Raw genomic sequence first — 14,301 nt, forward strand, 5'->3', positions numbered from 1 at the left:
TCGGTATCTTCGCAATAAAACCGCCCAACACATGCCGGAACCCCTCATCTCGGTGGTCATCCCCCTCTACGACAAGGAGCGCGAAATCGAAGCGGCCTTGCGTTCCGTGCTCGCGCAGACACGCCTTCCGGCCGAAATCATCGTCGTGGACGACGGTTCGACGGACCGCGGCGCCGAGCGGGCCGAAGCGGTCGGATCGCCGCTCGTACGTCTCGTCCGGCAGTCCAACGCGGGGGTTTCCGCCGCCCGGAACCGCGGCATCGCCGAGGCACGGGGCGAATACGTCGCCCTGCTCGACGCCGACGACGCGTGGCGCCCGGGATTCCTCGAAGAGATCGCCGCCATGATCCGCGAATTTCCCGGCTGCGGAATGTACTGCACGGCCTTCGACATCCTAAGCCGCGACGGCCTGTTCCCGGCGCCGACACTCCGGACGCGGGGCGTCGTGGAGAATTTCTTCCGCGACTCGGCCCACCGCTACATCGCCATCCCCTCGGCCGTGTGCATCCCCAAAGCGGTGTTCGGCGCCGTAGGCGGCTTTCCCGAGGGCATGAAGATCGCCGAGGACCTCCACATGTGGATCCGGATCGCCTCGCGCTATCCGGTCTGCTTCTCGCCCGAACGGCTGGCATGCTACTCGAAGGTGGCGTCGAACCGCTCCGCGGCCGGCTACACCCCCGAACGGACCCGCCATTCGTTCGAGGAGCTGTACGACCCTTCGGCTCCCGCCGAGAAACGCGAATTCATCGCCCGCGCCGCGCTGGGCAAGGCGCTGATCCTCTCGGCCAAGGGCGATACGGAGGCCGCGGCGCGCGCCGCACGCGCGTTCTCCTACACGAAAACCTACCGCCGCACGCTGCACAAAGTGCAGGTGCTGAACGCCCTGCCCGTCGCATGGCGGAGCCCCTTACTCGGACTCTACGACGCGCTGGCCTGGCGGCTGGCCCGCCGGGGTCTCTGAGCGGTCCCGGCACGCCGCCGCGAGGATGCGCCCCGCCGCCCGGCGGACAGGACTACTCCAACGCCGTATAGACGACCATCGACCCGGGATCTATGCGGATCCGGTCGCCGGAACGCAGCGCAATCCGCTCATCCACAGGAAGCAGACGTTCTTCATCCAGCTTCAGTCCTCCTTCGGCATAGAGATAACGATCCAGGCCGGCCAGCGACGAATCCGCCCCTTCCAGAGTCAGCTCGACGGCCCGGTCCCGACTCGTGTTGACGATCGCCAACGTAGGCTTGCCGTCAGAACGTCCCCACATGGTCCGAACCCCCGGCACACCGCGAACCGTGCTCTCCAGAATCTGCGATCCGGCCGGGAAATAACGGCTCAACAGTGCAACGGCATAATACCACGGACGAATCCGCTCTGCGGATGCTCCGTAACGCTCCTCGCCGAGAATATTCCAAAAGCCCCAGATCTTGAGTCGGCCGGGTTCATTGACATGCATGGCATCGTCGAGCATCCAGACGATACAGCCCGAATAGCCATTGGCCGCCGTCTGCATGATCGCATCGGCCATATCCGTTCCGTACATGTGATCGAAGACCGACATCTGCGAATCGGCAGGCGAAGCATACGGGCATCGCGCCGCACGGCGCTCGTTCTCGGCAGCGTAAGCCGCATCGCGTTCGTCGATAAACTTGATGCCGATCTCACCCACGATCATCCGGCGCTCCGCCGGAGCCGCCGCCCGATAGGCCGCAATCATTTCACCGTATTCGCCGGCGTTGATTTCCGCCTTGGAAGGATAGGTATGTATATCGTACAGGCCGACGGCATCGCCCAGCTCATCAGCCGTCCGGCTCACCCAATGCGTCTCGGCCGTCGTCCAGACCGCCGCGTCGGGACCGACCAACGTCACCCGATCGCCCAACCCGCATCGCCGGAGCGAAGCGTGCATCGCCCGGGCCGCCCGGACCCACAGATCGCAGTCGCCCTGCGTGGAGGACCAGGACCCGTTGGGTTCATTTACCATATTGAAATAGCGGATGCAGGTATAACCGCAATCCTCCAGCAAATAGCGGACCAGCTTCGCACTCTGCTCCATGCGGTTCTCGTCCACCGTCTTCGCCGCCACATCCACGAAGCCGCCGCCCCAATCACCGAAGACCACCGGGATGGAGCGCCCCGTACAATAACCCAAAATCATGTGCAGGTCCTCCATGTCCGACGCGGGATCAAACCTGCCATCGGTCAGATACGAGCCAATACTCACCATAACGCGGATGATCCGCGGCGAAAGGTAATCGAGGCGTTTTTCCAGCCGAATCCGGTCCGCGGCCGAAAGACGGCCGCCGTCGCCGTGGACGTCATAGGGATCCCATTGCACCCCGCACCCCATATAAGCGTCGTCGAGAATCCGGCTGCCAAGTATCAGCGTGCCTTGCCGGACCGGAACGGAAGGCCGCGGCGACGGAGAAGCACCGGAATTCGCACATGTCGCAGGCAGCGACAGCAAAACGGACAGCCACCACAGCCGACAAAGACAAAGGTTCATCGCATTTTCCATACTATCGGAATTTCAGAGCGCCTTTAAATTTAGGAAATGAACCTCAGTCCCGAATAATATTATTCCGCCGAAAACCGATCTTCTTCGGACCCCCTGTTCCGAAGAGGGACCGACGAGAATAAAAAAGTACTATCTTCTGTCGGAATATCATATTTCTTATCTCGTCCAAACAGCTACCTTTGTCTGAAAATCAATCCGCATTATGAACCGTTTGCCCGCATTCGCCGCTTTGGCGCTGTTCGGCCTCGGCGGTTGCTCCTCCGGAGCGAACACGGCCGAATTCGCCCGCGTCGAAAACGCCCGATTCGTCATCCCCTACGCCTCCTCCTATTTCGTGGGGGCAAATTTCTGGTACGGAGCCCTGCTGGCCGCCGAAGGCCCCAATGCGGACCGCGACCGCCTGTGCCGGGAACTCGACCGGATGAAACGGTCCGGTATCACGAACCTCCGGATCCTGGTAGGATCCGAAGGCAGCGAAGGCGTCGTTTCGAAAGTCGAACCCATCCTGCAAACCGCACCGGGCATCTACAACGAAAAAGCGCTCGACGGTTTGGATTTCCTACTGGCCGAACTCGGGAAACGGCGGATGTACGCCGTACTTTACCTGACCAACTCATGGGAGTGGAGCGGCGGCTATTCACAATACCTCGAATGGAGCGGCTGCGGCACCTATCCCGTTCCGGGACGCGACGGCTGGGAAACCTTCCTCGAATACGTGTCCCAATACCATCAAAGAGAACTGACAGACAGATGCAAGCAACTTTTCTTCGATCACGTGCGCCGCATCGTAACCCGCACGAACCGCTATACGGGCCGGCCCTATGCCGAGGATCCGGCCATCTTCTCGTGGCAGATCGCCAACGAACCCCGCGCCTTCACGGAAGACAACAAAGAGCGCTTCTTCGAATGGATCGAAGCCACGGCACGGCTGTTGAAAGAGTTGGACCCCAACCACATGGTCTCGACAGGCAGCGAAGGCGCAAACGGCTGCGAAGGCGATCTGGGACTTTGGGAGCGCATCCATGCCATTCCCGAAATAGATTATGCCAACATCCATATCTGGCCCTATAACTGGGGATGGATCCAGCGCGAAAGCGTCGCCGGGGCATGCGATACGGCCTGCCGCAATGCACTCGACTACATCGACCGCCACGCCGCCGTGGCACAGCGTCTGGGCAAACCGCTGGTTATCGAGGAATTCGGCTATCCCCGCGACGGATTCAGCTTCGCCCCCGGCTCTCCGACCCTTTCCCGCGACCGTTTCTATCGCACGATCTTCTCCCGCCTGCTGCGCGACGCCGCGAGGGGAGGAATCATCGCCGGTTGCAACTTCTGGGGCTGGGGCGGCTACGCAAAACCGGCGCATCTGCGCTGGCAGCAGGGAGACGACTATTGCGGCGACCCGGCACAGGAGGAGCAGGGGCTCAACTCGGTCTTCGCATCCGATACGACAACGTTGCGCGAGATCGCGCAGGCAAACCGCACATTGCAGCTTCACGCCGCTTCATCGGCATGCGGCGGCGGAAACCGGAATCCTGCGGAAGTACTCCGCACGCTGCGCGCCGCAGCCGCTTCGGGGCGCTTCTTTTTCGGTCAGCAGGACTACCCCTTCTACGGCGTATCCTGGTCTTACGAGCCGGAACGCAGCGACGTGAGCGATGTCTGCGGCGACCGTCCGGCCGTACTGGGTTGCGACCTGGGCGAACTGGAGCTGGCAAAGGGACGCAATCTTGACGGCGTGCCCTTCGAAACGATGCGGCGCATGATCGTCGATCACCACCGGCACGAAGGGCTTGTCACGCTGAGCTGGCATCCGCGGAATCCGCTGACCGGAGGCGATGCGTGGGATGTCTCACAACGGAATGTCGTGCACGAAGTGCTGCCGGGCGGAAGCTGTCACGACCGCTTTATGGGATGGCTCGACGATGTCGCGGCATTCATCACCTCGCTCCGCACGGCAGAAGGCGAAACCATTCCGGTCCTTTTCCGGCCCTGGCACGAGCACACCGGAAGCTGGTTCTGGTGGGGAGAGGATCTATGCACTTCCGACGAGTACAAGGAGTTGTGGCGAATGACCGTGGATCGGCTCCGTATGCGGGGAGCGCAAATCGTGACCGTCTATTCGCCGAATCCCTGTATGTCCTCCTCAGAATACCTCGAACGCTGGCCCGGCGACGCATGGGTCGATGTACTCGGCCTGGATGCCTACGACGGAGACGGTTCGGAGCGTTTCGTCTCCGGCCTGAACCGGTCGCTGGCCGTGATGGACTCCCTTTCGCGGGATACGGGTAAGCCCTACGCGGTGTCGGAAACAGGGCGCGAGGGGATTCCTGAAGCAAAATGGTGGAGCGGCAGTCTGCTACGCGGCATCGGAACATACACCCCGTCCTATGTCTTGGTATGGCGCAATGCTCCGGACGACGCAAAACCCGGCCATTTCTATGCGCCCTGGCCCGGACAAGCCTCCGAGGAGGATTTCCTGCGCTTTCACGCCGACGCCCGGACTCTCTTTCTCCGGGACGGACTCCCTGCGGAGGAGAGCAGGTGAGCCGGCGCACTCCCGACAACGATGATTCAGAAGACAACTCATAACGAAACCGAAAACGCAACAAGATCGACATGGAATCGTTTCAGAAACGCATAGCCGAGCTGGAAGCCGGCTACGAAGCCCTCGTTACCCGTCCCAATGTACCCGATCCGGCCTATAACGGCATCTATACCCGCTACCGTTATCCGATCCTGACAGCCGCTCACGCGCCGCTCTTCTGGCGCTATGACCTCGACCCGCGGAGCAATCCCTACTGCATGGAACGGATCGGCGTCAATGCCGTGATGAACTCCGGCGCCATCAAGTTCAACGGCCGCTATCTGATCATGGCACGAGTGGAGGGCGCCGACCGCAAATCGTTTTTCGCCGTGGCCGAATCGCCGAACGGCATCGACAACTTCCGTTTCTGGGACTACCCCGTGACGATGCCCGAGTACGGCGAACCGGCGACCAATGTTTACGACATGCGTCTGACGGCTCACGAAGACGGCTGGATCTACGGTGTTTTCTGCGTCGAGCGCAAGGATCCCGCAGCCCGTCCGGGCGATCTCTCGTCGGCCGTGGCTTCGGCCGGCATAGCCCGTACGAAAGACCTCGTGAACTGGGAACGCCTGCCGGACCTGAAAAGCCGCCACCAACAGCGCAATGCGGTGCTGCACCCCGAATTCATCGACGGCAAGTACGCGTTCTATACCCGTCCGCAGGAGGGTTTCATCGAGGCCGGCAACGGCGGCGGAATCGGCTGGGCGCTCATCGACGACATTACGCATGCCGAGGTACGCGAAGAGCGTATCATCAACTGCCGCTACTACCACACCATCAAGGAGGTCAAGAACGGCGAAGGCCCTCATCCGATCCGAACACCGCAGGGATGGCTGCACCTGGCTCACGGCGTCCGGGGGTGTGCCGCAGGCCTGCGCTACGTACTCTATCTTTACATGACCGAACTGGAACGTCCCTGGATACCGATCGCCGAGCCGGGCGGTCTGCTGATGGGTCCGGCAGGAGAAGAGCGGGTGGGCGACGTTTCGAACGTGCTCTTTTCGAACGGATGGATTGCCGATCCCGACGGGCGCGTGTTCATCTACTACGCCTCGAGCGACACCCGCATGCACGTGGCCACCTCGACCGTCGATCGGCTGGTGGACTACTGCCTGCACACGCCGGCCGACGGACTGACTACGGGCCACAGCGTCGAAACGCTCAAAAAGCTGATCGGCAAAAACCTCAAACGCTGACGATATGGCTGCCCCGCTTTCCGAAAAGATCGGCTACGGACTCGGTGACATGTCATCGAGCATGTTCTGGAAGATTTTCTCCTACTACCTGCCCTTTTTCTATTCGAACATTTTCGGCCTGTCGCTCGAGCATGCCGCCATGATGCTGCTCATCACGAAACTGGCCGATGCGGTCATCGACCCGGTCATGGGGATCGTTTGCGACCGCACTACCTCGCGTTGGGGACGTTATCGCCCCTATCTGCTCTGGATCGCCATGCCGTTCGCGGCCGCGGGTGTGCTGACCTTCACGACGCCCGATTTAGGTTATACGGGCAAGCTGATATGGGCCTATGCGACCTACATGCTGATGATGATCGTTTACACGGCCATCAACGTCCCCTATGGCGCCATGCTCGGCGTAGTGACCGCCGACTCCCAGGAGCGTACGGTCTTCTCCTCCTACCGCATGTTCTTCGCCTACGGCGGATCTTTTCTGGCTTTGGCCCTCTTCGAGCCCCTCTGCACGCTCTTCACCCCGCCGTTCGTCGGGACCGACGGTGCGGCGAAGATCGCAGCCGAAGCCCGGGGCTGGCAAACGGCCACGGCCGTCATCGGAGTGCTCTGCGCCGTGCTCTTCTTCCTTTGCTTCCGCATGACGCGGGAGCGCGTGAAGGCCTCCTCCGAGACGAAAAGCACGCATCACAGCGTGGCCGGCGACATTCGTTCGCTGATGACCAACGGCCCGTGGTGGATCCTGCTCGGCGTGGCCATCTGCGTACTGCTTTTCAATTCGATACGCGGCGGCGTGGCGGCCTACTATTTCAAGGACTATCTGGGCGAGGACAATTCGCTCGGCGGCAACCTGCTGCTCTCATGCGGCGCTTTCCTGGCCATCGGCGAGGTCGCCAACATGCTGGGCGTGACTCTCGCGTCGCCCGTCGCCCGCCGTATCGGGAAGAAGCAGACCTACATGCTGGCGCTCATCGGCTCAGGGGTCCTGAGCGTCGTATTCTTCCACATGCCCCTCTCGGTGGCGGGCTGCTGGGCAATCGTCGTACTGCAAGTGCTCATTTCAGCCTTCGCGGGGATGACCTTCCCGCTGCTGTGGAGCATGTTCGCCGACGTGGCCGACTACTCCGAACTGAAACACGGGCACAGTTCAACAGGACTGATCTTTTCCTCATCGTCAATGGCCCAAAAGTTCGGCGGTGCATTTGGCAGCGCCCTCATCCTTTGGCTGCTGGCGGCCTACGGATACAATACGGAGGCCGATGCCGTGCAGTCCGGGCAGACGCTCTTCGGACTGCGACTGCTCATGAGCTATCTGCCCGCCGCAGGGTGTGCGCTGGCCTCCCTGCTGCTGGTCTTTTATCCACTGACCGACCGCCGCATGAAGCATATTGCCGGCAAGCTGTCGATACGCAGAAAAACCGAGGATCATGAATGACTTACTGAAAACCTTCCGGCAGGAACTGCTCGATGAGTTAGAGCACGATATCCTGCCCTTTTGGACCGAACGGGTGATGGCTCCCGCCGAACGCCGTTTCTACGGACGCATAGCCGGCGACGGCACGCTCTATCCCGACGCCGATCAGAGCGCCGTACTTTACGGCCGCCTGATATGGACCTTCTCGGCCGCCTATCGGATGACAGGACGCCGGGAGCTGCTCCTGCCAGCGACCTGCGCGCGCAACTACCTCCTCGACCACTTCATCGACCCGGAATTCGGCGGAGTCTATTGGTCGGTACGTGCCGACGGTACGCCGGCCGATACGCGCAAGCAATTCTATGCGTTGGGATTCGCCATTTACGGATTGAGCGAATACGCACGCGCGACGGATGACGCGCGTGCGGCGAAGGAGGCATGGCGGCTCTTCGAAACCATTGAGGCCCATTCGTTCGATCTGCAGAACGACGGCTACCTCGAGGCGGCGGCCCGCGACTGGTCCCCCCTGGAGGATGTCCGCCTGAGCGACAAGGACGCCAACGAGCACAAAACGATGAACACGCATCTGCATATCCTCGAAGGGTATGCCAATCTGCTGCGGCTTTACCCCTCGGAGGAGCGGCTGCGCAGTCAGACACGTCATCTGCTCGAACTCTTCTTCACGCGCATCATGACTCCGGACGGGCATCTCGGGCTCTTTTTCGACGAAACATGGCACGACCGCCATCCGGGCGACATATCGTTCGGTCACGACATCGAAGCATCGTGGCTCCTTTTCCGAACGGCTCAAACATTGGGCGACGACGAACTGCTCGGACGCGCGCGGAGTTGCTGCGCACGGATCGCCGAAGCGGCACTCGAAGGCTACCGGCCCGACGGCAGCATGATCTACGAACGTCATGCCGACGGCTCGATCGACGGCGAGCGCCATTGGTGGGTGCAGGCCGAAACGGTCATCGGGCTCTATTACCTCTACCGTTACTTCGGGCGGGCCGAAGCGATCGAAGACTCGATGCGAACATGGAAATACATCCGAACGCACCTGATCGACCGTGAAGGCGGCGAATGGTGGTGGAGCATTCTTCCGGACGGTACGGTCAATCGGCGCAACGACAAGGCCGGATTTTGGAAATGCCCCTACCACAACGCACGTATGTGCATGGAGGTCACAACTCTCATCGAAAGGGAGGACGGCCGTCCGCCGCACCGGGCGACGCCGATCGGATGAAACGCACGAAAGGGACGCCCGCAGGATAGGGACCGCACGATCACCGGTCATACGCGAGCCGAGGGGATGATCTCCCCTCGGCTCGCGTTTTCCCGCCGGCATGTCTGATCCAGCGCTTGTTCGGTTCCGGCCCGGCAGGAGCCGATCCCGCGGTCACCGGGACGCAAAGGCCTTACAGGGACAACAGCGTTTTCCTATCGAAATTGTATCCTTCAGCCGAGAAGACCGTATCATCCGCAGCCGGGAATTCGGCCTCCACGATCCGCCTTTCGCCGGGCAGCAGGTGGATGTATCCTTCCGAGATATAAGCCGGCAGCACAGCCTCTCCGCTCTCCGCCTTCCGGATATTGAACTTGACGGCGACGGCCGTAGTCGAAGCCGTATTGGCCACCTCGACCCGTACGCAACGGCTGCCGGCCTCGTCATGCGATTCGAGCAGCCGGGCTTTCAGCTCCGGAGCCGCCACTCCGTTCAACGCGGTGAAATTCCGGTCCGCGCTGCGCAAGTAGTCATTGACCGATACCCGTTTCCCCTCGACAAAGAGCTCCAGACGCAGCAGATGGCACGGATCGCCCGGAAGCGGCTGCAAAACGGTAACCGGCGTCACACCGTTGGCAGCGATCACGGCGACGTTTTCCGACAGTCCGTCCAGCCGCTTCCCGTCGAACGTATATCTCGAGACCACGACCCGCGCCCGGCGACAGTCGTTGCGCGTGGTATTGACCACCAAGACCTGTCCATCGTGAGGATTGGCCTGCACGTGAAGCTTCTCGCAAGCCTTACGGCAACCATAGAACGAACCGTGGGTCTCGAAATCCCACGAATAGGTCTGCCACTCGAGGCTCGGCCAGGCCGGATGGCTCATCCACAGCAGGACACCCGACGCGGAATTCCACATGCGGCTGTTCCACGCCTCGAGCATCGCCCGGTGACTGTCGTAGTTGATCAACTGGGCCTTGCGGCAGAAATCGTCGAGCGATTCGGCTTTACCGTACAGATCGTCCACGGCCTGACAGTACTCCGGCAATCCGAAATGCAAATCGTGATAATACCATGTATCGCTGATAGGCCACCGTTCCGATTCGGGAATAAACTTGCGCATCGACTCGGCCGTAGGAACCGACGGCGATCCCAGTTCGGTCGTGAATCCGCAGGCCTGGACGGCGAAGTACTCCTTCTCGTCGATATAATGCCACGGACCGCTTGTGCGGAGATTCATATAACGCGAATTGGGGCTGTAAAAGCGAGTCCCGTCCTCCCCGGCAATCAACCGCTCGAGTCTCGGCGCCATCGTCGGGGTAGCGTAACCTTCATTGCGCGGGCACCAGACCGCAATCGAGGGGTGGTTACGGAAGCGCTTAACGGTCTGCCGGGCATTCTCGATGAAAAGGTCCTCGTCATTGACGTTCAGATTGCTGCCCTCGGTCGAGATCCAGAAGTCGTTCCACACCAGCATGCCGTACTCGTCGCACAGCGTATAGAAGATCTCCTCCGTCGATTCGCCGGTCCAGTTGCGCACCATGTTGAAACCCTCTTCACGGTGCAGCCGGAAAGCCGGTTCGAGCCGTTCCCGCGACACCCGCTTCATGCCGTCGTCCATGCCCCAGTTGCCGCCGCGGCAGAAGATCCGCACTCCGTTGCAGCGGAGTACCAGATAGGGCGACGTCGCATCCTTCCCGATACGTCGCAGACGAGAGACATCAACCCCCTCGCGGAGGGCCGGAACCACGACATCCTGCTGCACGACACGCCGATGAAACGTATCGAACAACGGTTCACCATCGCGTACGTCGTTCGTGGGCTGAAACTCGAAACGAATCTCTTCGCCCCGGGGCGTATCGGCCGTCAGTTCGTAGGAAAACTCCCGGACGCCGAAGCGAACTCGCCGGACGTCGGACTCCGCACCGCCGCACTTCACCCGCAGATCGAGGTCGTACATCGCCTGATCGCCATAACCGTTCGGCCACCACAACCGCGGATTTTCCAGATGCAGTCCCGGAATCTCAGCGGGCGAGACGCTCACCGTGCGGGACTCGCCGGCCGCCAGTTCGACCGGATACTCGAATTCGGTCACGCCGTCGATCCGGCCACACAGCACGACATGCCGCCCGACGGCGGCATGGTTGGTCATCTCCATGCGGACCGTCACGTCGGCCGACGACGTGTCGGGCAGAGGCAGGTCGGTCACCACCTGCGGGTAGGCCAACGTAACGTCGCCCGTATATGCGAGGGTCACGTCCTGCCAGATGCCGATGTTGCGGTCGCGGATGCCGGGAATCCAGTCCCACCCCTCAGAACTGATAAATGTAGGACCGTCCAGACACAATTGCCCGCCGTTTGGGCCCCGCCCGGCGGCTTTCGACTGCTCGTGCGGAATGCCCGGATTATAGGGCGGATAGATCTTCACGGCCAACACGTTATGGTCGGAGAAACATTCCGTCACGTCGAACAGTCCTTCGACGAAGGCTCCGCGGATATCGCCGAGTTTCCGGCCGTTGAGCCATACGTCCGCCCGATAGTTAATGCCTTCGAAATTCAGCCACACACGACGCCCGGCGACATCGGCAGGCTTGTCGAAACGGATCCGATACCACCACTCCGTGCGACAGAGGCTTTCGGGAATGGCCATGTTGTTCAGCCCGTAGTAAGGATCGGGATAGACGCCGGCATCGACCAGTGTGGTCAGCACCGTTCCCGGCACCACCGCATTATACCACCCGGAAGTATCGTATGCAGGGCTGAAGAGCGAGCCTCCCTCGGCCACGACCCGATCGGCATCGGTCATTTCCCAACCGCCGGCCAATGTCCAGGTGGCGTCATCCGACTTTTCGAGACGCACTTCAACAGGCCGCTTGGCTTTGGGAACCGCCTGTTGGGGCGGCGTCTCGGATTTCGGAAGCTCCGACTCGGGTTGCGGAACGACCAGTCCGAAATTGGTAGGAGGCAACGGCTGCGCCGTCTTCTGCGCCTCCGCATCCTCGGCAAAGGACAGCAACGACAGGGAAAGCATGGCAAGTCCGATGTTCAAACGCATGACTTATTGTTTTTCAGGAGTAAATACATAAATCCGTTCGCCGTAAGGCTCTATCTCGATATCATCGACCCGCAGTTCGCCGGAACGGCCCCCAACGGGATCCATCCACGCGTATTTCTGCGGATCGAGGCATTCGACCGCATAAACGCCGCCGATGTCCGCCCCGACCGTCAGCTCGGCACCCTCGATCCGCCTGTCCGAGTTGTTGTACAGATAGACGAAAAGCGTCCGGTCGCATTTGACGCTCATGGCTTCGAGCGGCGTGCAGTCGGCCTTCACCGTCTCAAAGGCTCCGTTGCCGGCAGCCAGCATCCGGTCCGAAATTTCACGCACACCCCGGAAATAGGTCATCATGCCACGGTTCTCGAAATACTCCCACCACCAGCTCATCGGAGTGACAGGCGTCGGCGAAAAGAGCCCGTACCAGAGTCCGCGCCGAAAATCACGATCCATGTCATCGGCGAAATCGTCGAAATTCAGCGACCAATCCCACTCGTAGCCGAACTCTCCGATGACGTAGGGCTTTCCGAAACGCTCCTCATAGTCGCGGATGGTCGAAGGGATGATCGCCGTATTGCGGTAGATATGCTTCTGATTGATATCCAACGAGGGCACTTCGTTCAACCCGGCTAGATCACGATGCGAAATCGAGGTCGTGACGGGATGTCCGAACGGATCGATCTCCTTCAGGTATTTGCCCATGCGGGCGTGCCACGCCACAATCTCTTCGGCCGGGATCGGCCCGCCCGGATTTCGGTGTTGTATGTTGTCGATCTCGTTGAAGAACTCCCACATGCCAATTGCCGGACTGTATCCCCAACGGGCTACGATGTAACGCAACCGGTTCATGTAGCGCCGCGCCTGCGGCTCTCCGTTGAAGAACTCCCGGTCAGCAGGCACGGCCCCCTGGCCCATGCAGAGCATAACGTGGATACCCAACCGCTCGCACAAATCCACAAAACAGTCCAAGCGCTCCACGGCGCTCGGATTATAATATTCGTCGGAGGGCGTATAGCGCAAATTGTTAAAATGGTCGTGCTGATCGATCGGGAAATTGAACGAACACATCCATACGCGGATGAAATTGCCTCCGTTTTCGGCGAAAAGCGGCAGCATGCGGTCATAGTTGTAACGGTCGTGCTGCTCGTGCAGCTCCTTGAAAAACTTCGAATCGTCGTTCGCACGCGATTCCCAGCAAATATTTTCGGCCACACCCCGGAAAGGCGTTCCGTCGTCGTAAACCAGCGTCCAGTTGTCACGGACATGGAGAATGCCCCGCTCGCCCTCTGCGGCAGGCTGTACGCTGAGTTCGACCGCCCTGGAGCGTGCGACCTCCTCGCCCTGCTCGCTCAATCGGAACCGGCAAAAATAACGGCCGGGCTCCTGGGGCGTGAAACGGGCCTCCCAGCGCGACTCCGCTCCGGATTTGCCCTCGACCCAGAAGCACGGCAACAGGCGCTCCTCGCCCGAAGGAGTTTCGATCAGCATGTCCAGCGCCACCTCTTCCTGCAGGTAGGCATTCCGGTAATCGGCGGTCAGCAGCACCGTAAAATCCGTGCGTTCATACAATTTCGGAGTGCGAGTGGATGGTTCGATCGAATGGAAGCGGCCGCTGCAACCGCCCGACAGCAACAGGCTGAAAAAAATTGACAGGAATCTCATACGCGCAAGTCTGATTCAGGGAAACGGCATGCCCCGACCCGGGACACACCGTTTCCATCGGGTTAATTATTCAAGATGATACTAAAGCGCCTCGACCGCATCGTTCAGGGCATCGACATCGACAATCACCGCGGTCACCGTACCGGTTTCGGCGAGTTCATAAGCCGTGGGATCGGAAATGCCCACTGCCAGCACATACTTTTTGCCGGCATTGGCCGGATCGGAAAGCCCGCTCCGAGGAATCTCCAGGTAGAAGACTTCCCCCGACTTGCCGGACGGAACCGTGACCGACCGGGGAAGCGGCTCGTAGAAGTCGGAGGGCATCGGTTCGCCGCCGAACTGCGACACCGCGGCCGCCGTCTCCTCTTCCGACGTGTAAACCGACACCGAAAATCCCCTTGCATCGGACAGTTTTCCCGATCGCGTCACGCCCAGAACGGCCTTCACATAGCCCGCGGTCACCCGGAAATTATAGGTGTATTCACCGTCGCCGGAGGGCACCGCATAGGAGTTGTTCAACCCTCCCGACTGCATGGCCTGGGGCATGTATATCTTGCCGAATCCGTAATCGGCATCCCCGTCTCCGTCACAGGCGGCAAACCCCATCATGCAGACGGACGCCAGGAACAGCACAAATTTCTTTCCCATA

The 14,301-nt window shown here is 60.6% G+C and carries 9 protein-coding genes and 1 pseudogene; 6 read left to right on the top strand and 4 right to left on the bottom strand.

What is annotated here, in order from left to right; genetic code table 11:
* Nucleotides 1-31 precede the first annotated feature (31 nt).
* Entirely contained in the window at nt 32-961 is a 930-nt protein-coding gene (locus tag FME97_RS04695; RefSeq protein ID WP_141428109.1) for a glycosyltransferase family 2 protein, read from the top strand.
* Between the two features lie 52 nt (nt 962-1,013).
* Here FME97_RS04695 and FME97_RS04700 read toward each other — a convergent pair whose 3' ends face one another.
* Nucleotides 1,014-2,513 carry a hypothetical protein gene (locus FME97_RS04700; RefSeq protein WP_141428110.1) on the bottom strand — a complete coding sequence of 500 codons (1,500 nt, stop codon included), beginning with the start codon at nt 2,511-2,513 and terminating at the stop codon, nt 1,014-1,016.
* A gap of 202 nt (nt 2,514-2,715) precedes the next feature.
* Here FME97_RS04700 and FME97_RS12695 point away from each other — a divergent pair.
* The 5 genes and pseudogenes from FME97_RS12695 to FME97_RS04725 all read left to right on the top strand — a co-directional run.
* A pseudogene (locus FME97_RS12695) lies at nt 2,716-4,011 on the top strand (glycoside hydrolase 5 family protein); the annotation flags it as partial.
* On the top strand, nt 4,000-5,061 hold the full coding sequence (locus tag FME97_RS12700; protein WP_394344259.1) for a glycoside hydrolase family 26 protein: 1,062 nt from the start codon (nt 4,000-4,002) through the stop codon (nt 5,059-5,061). The pseudogene FME97_RS12695 and the gene FME97_RS12700, both read left to right, overlap by 12 nt.
* Before the next feature lie 71 nt (nt 5,062-5,132).
* A complete protein-coding gene (locus FME97_RS04715) occupies nt 5,133-6,299 on the top strand; it encodes a glycoside hydrolase family 130 protein (RefSeq protein WP_141428111.1) in 1,167 nt (388 codons plus the stop codon).
* A 4-nt stretch (nt 6,300-6,303) separates the two neighbouring features.
* Complete coding sequence (locus FME97_RS04720; protein WP_141428112.1) at nt 6,304-7,728, top strand: MFS transporter; 1,425 nt, start codon at nt 6,304-6,306, stop codon at nt 7,726-7,728.
* Entirely contained in the window at nt 7,721-8,956 is a 1,236-nt protein-coding gene (locus tag FME97_RS04725; RefSeq protein ID WP_141428113.1) for an AGE family epimerase/isomerase, read from the top strand. The genes FME97_RS04720 and FME97_RS04725 overlap by 8 nt, the downstream gene beginning before the upstream one ends.
* Nucleotides 8,957-9,128: 172 nt before the next feature.
* Here FME97_RS04725 and FME97_RS04730 read toward each other — a convergent pair whose 3' ends face one another.
* From FME97_RS04730 to FME97_RS04740, 3 genes are all read right to left on the bottom strand, one after another.
* Nucleotides 9,129-11,990: a glycoside hydrolase family 2 protein gene (locus FME97_RS04730; protein ID WP_141428114.1), complete on the bottom strand. Its 2,862-nt coding sequence runs from the start codon at nt 11,988-11,990 to the stop codon at nt 9,129-9,131.
* Nucleotides 11,991-11,993: 3 nt separating this feature from the next.
* Nucleotides 11,994-13,652, bottom strand: a complete 1,659-nt coding sequence (locus FME97_RS04735) for a cellulase family glycosylhydrolase (RefSeq protein ID WP_141428115.1) — start codon at nt 13,650-13,652, stop codon at nt 11,994-11,996.
* Between the two features lie 81 nt (nt 13,653-13,733).
* Nucleotides 13,734-14,300, bottom strand: coding sequence for a DUF1735 domain-containing protein (locus FME97_RS04740; RefSeq protein ID WP_162502051.1), 567 nt, complete (start codon nt 14,298-14,300; stop codon nt 13,734-13,736).
* Nucleotide 14,301 lies beyond the last annotated feature (1 nt).

The organism is Alistipes dispar (genome assembly GCF_006542685.1).
GTDB lineage: Bacteria > Bacteroidota > Bacteroidia > Bacteroidales > Rikenellaceae > Alistipes > Alistipes dispar.

What these genes read in the sequence shown, in the direction of transcription:
- FME97_RS04695 (WP_141428109.1), top strand. Translation starts at nt 32, where the DNA reads ATGCCGGAACCCCTCATCTCGGTGGTCATCCCCCTCTACGACAAGGAG.
- FME97_RS04700 (WP_141428110.1), bottom strand. Translation starts at nt 2,513, where the DNA reads ATGGAAAATGCGATGAACCTTTGTCTTTGTCGGCTGTGGTGGCTGTCC.
- FME97_RS04715 (WP_141428111.1), top strand. Translation starts at nt 5,133, where the DNA reads ATGGAATCGTTTCAGAAACGCATAGCCGAGCTGGAAGCCGGCTACGAA.
- FME97_RS04720 (WP_141428112.1), top strand. Translation starts at nt 6,304, where the DNA reads ATGGCTGCCCCGCTTTCCGAAAAGATCGGCTACGGACTCGGTGACATG.
- FME97_RS04725 (WP_141428113.1), top strand. Translation starts at nt 7,721, where the DNA reads ATGAATGACTTACTGAAAACCTTCCGGCAGGAACTGCTCGATGAGTTA.
- FME97_RS04730 (WP_141428114.1), bottom strand. Translation starts at nt 11,990, where the DNA reads ATGCGTTTGAACATCGGACTTGCCATGCTTTCCCTGTCGTTGCTGTCC.
- FME97_RS04735 (WP_141428115.1), bottom strand. Translation starts at nt 13,652, where the DNA reads ATGAGATTCCTGTCAATTTTTTTCAGCCTGTTGCTGTCGGGCGGTTGC.
- FME97_RS04740 (WP_162502051.1), bottom strand. Translation starts at nt 14,300, where the DNA reads ATGGGAAAGAAATTTGTGCTGTTCCTGGCGTCCGTCTGCATGATGGGG.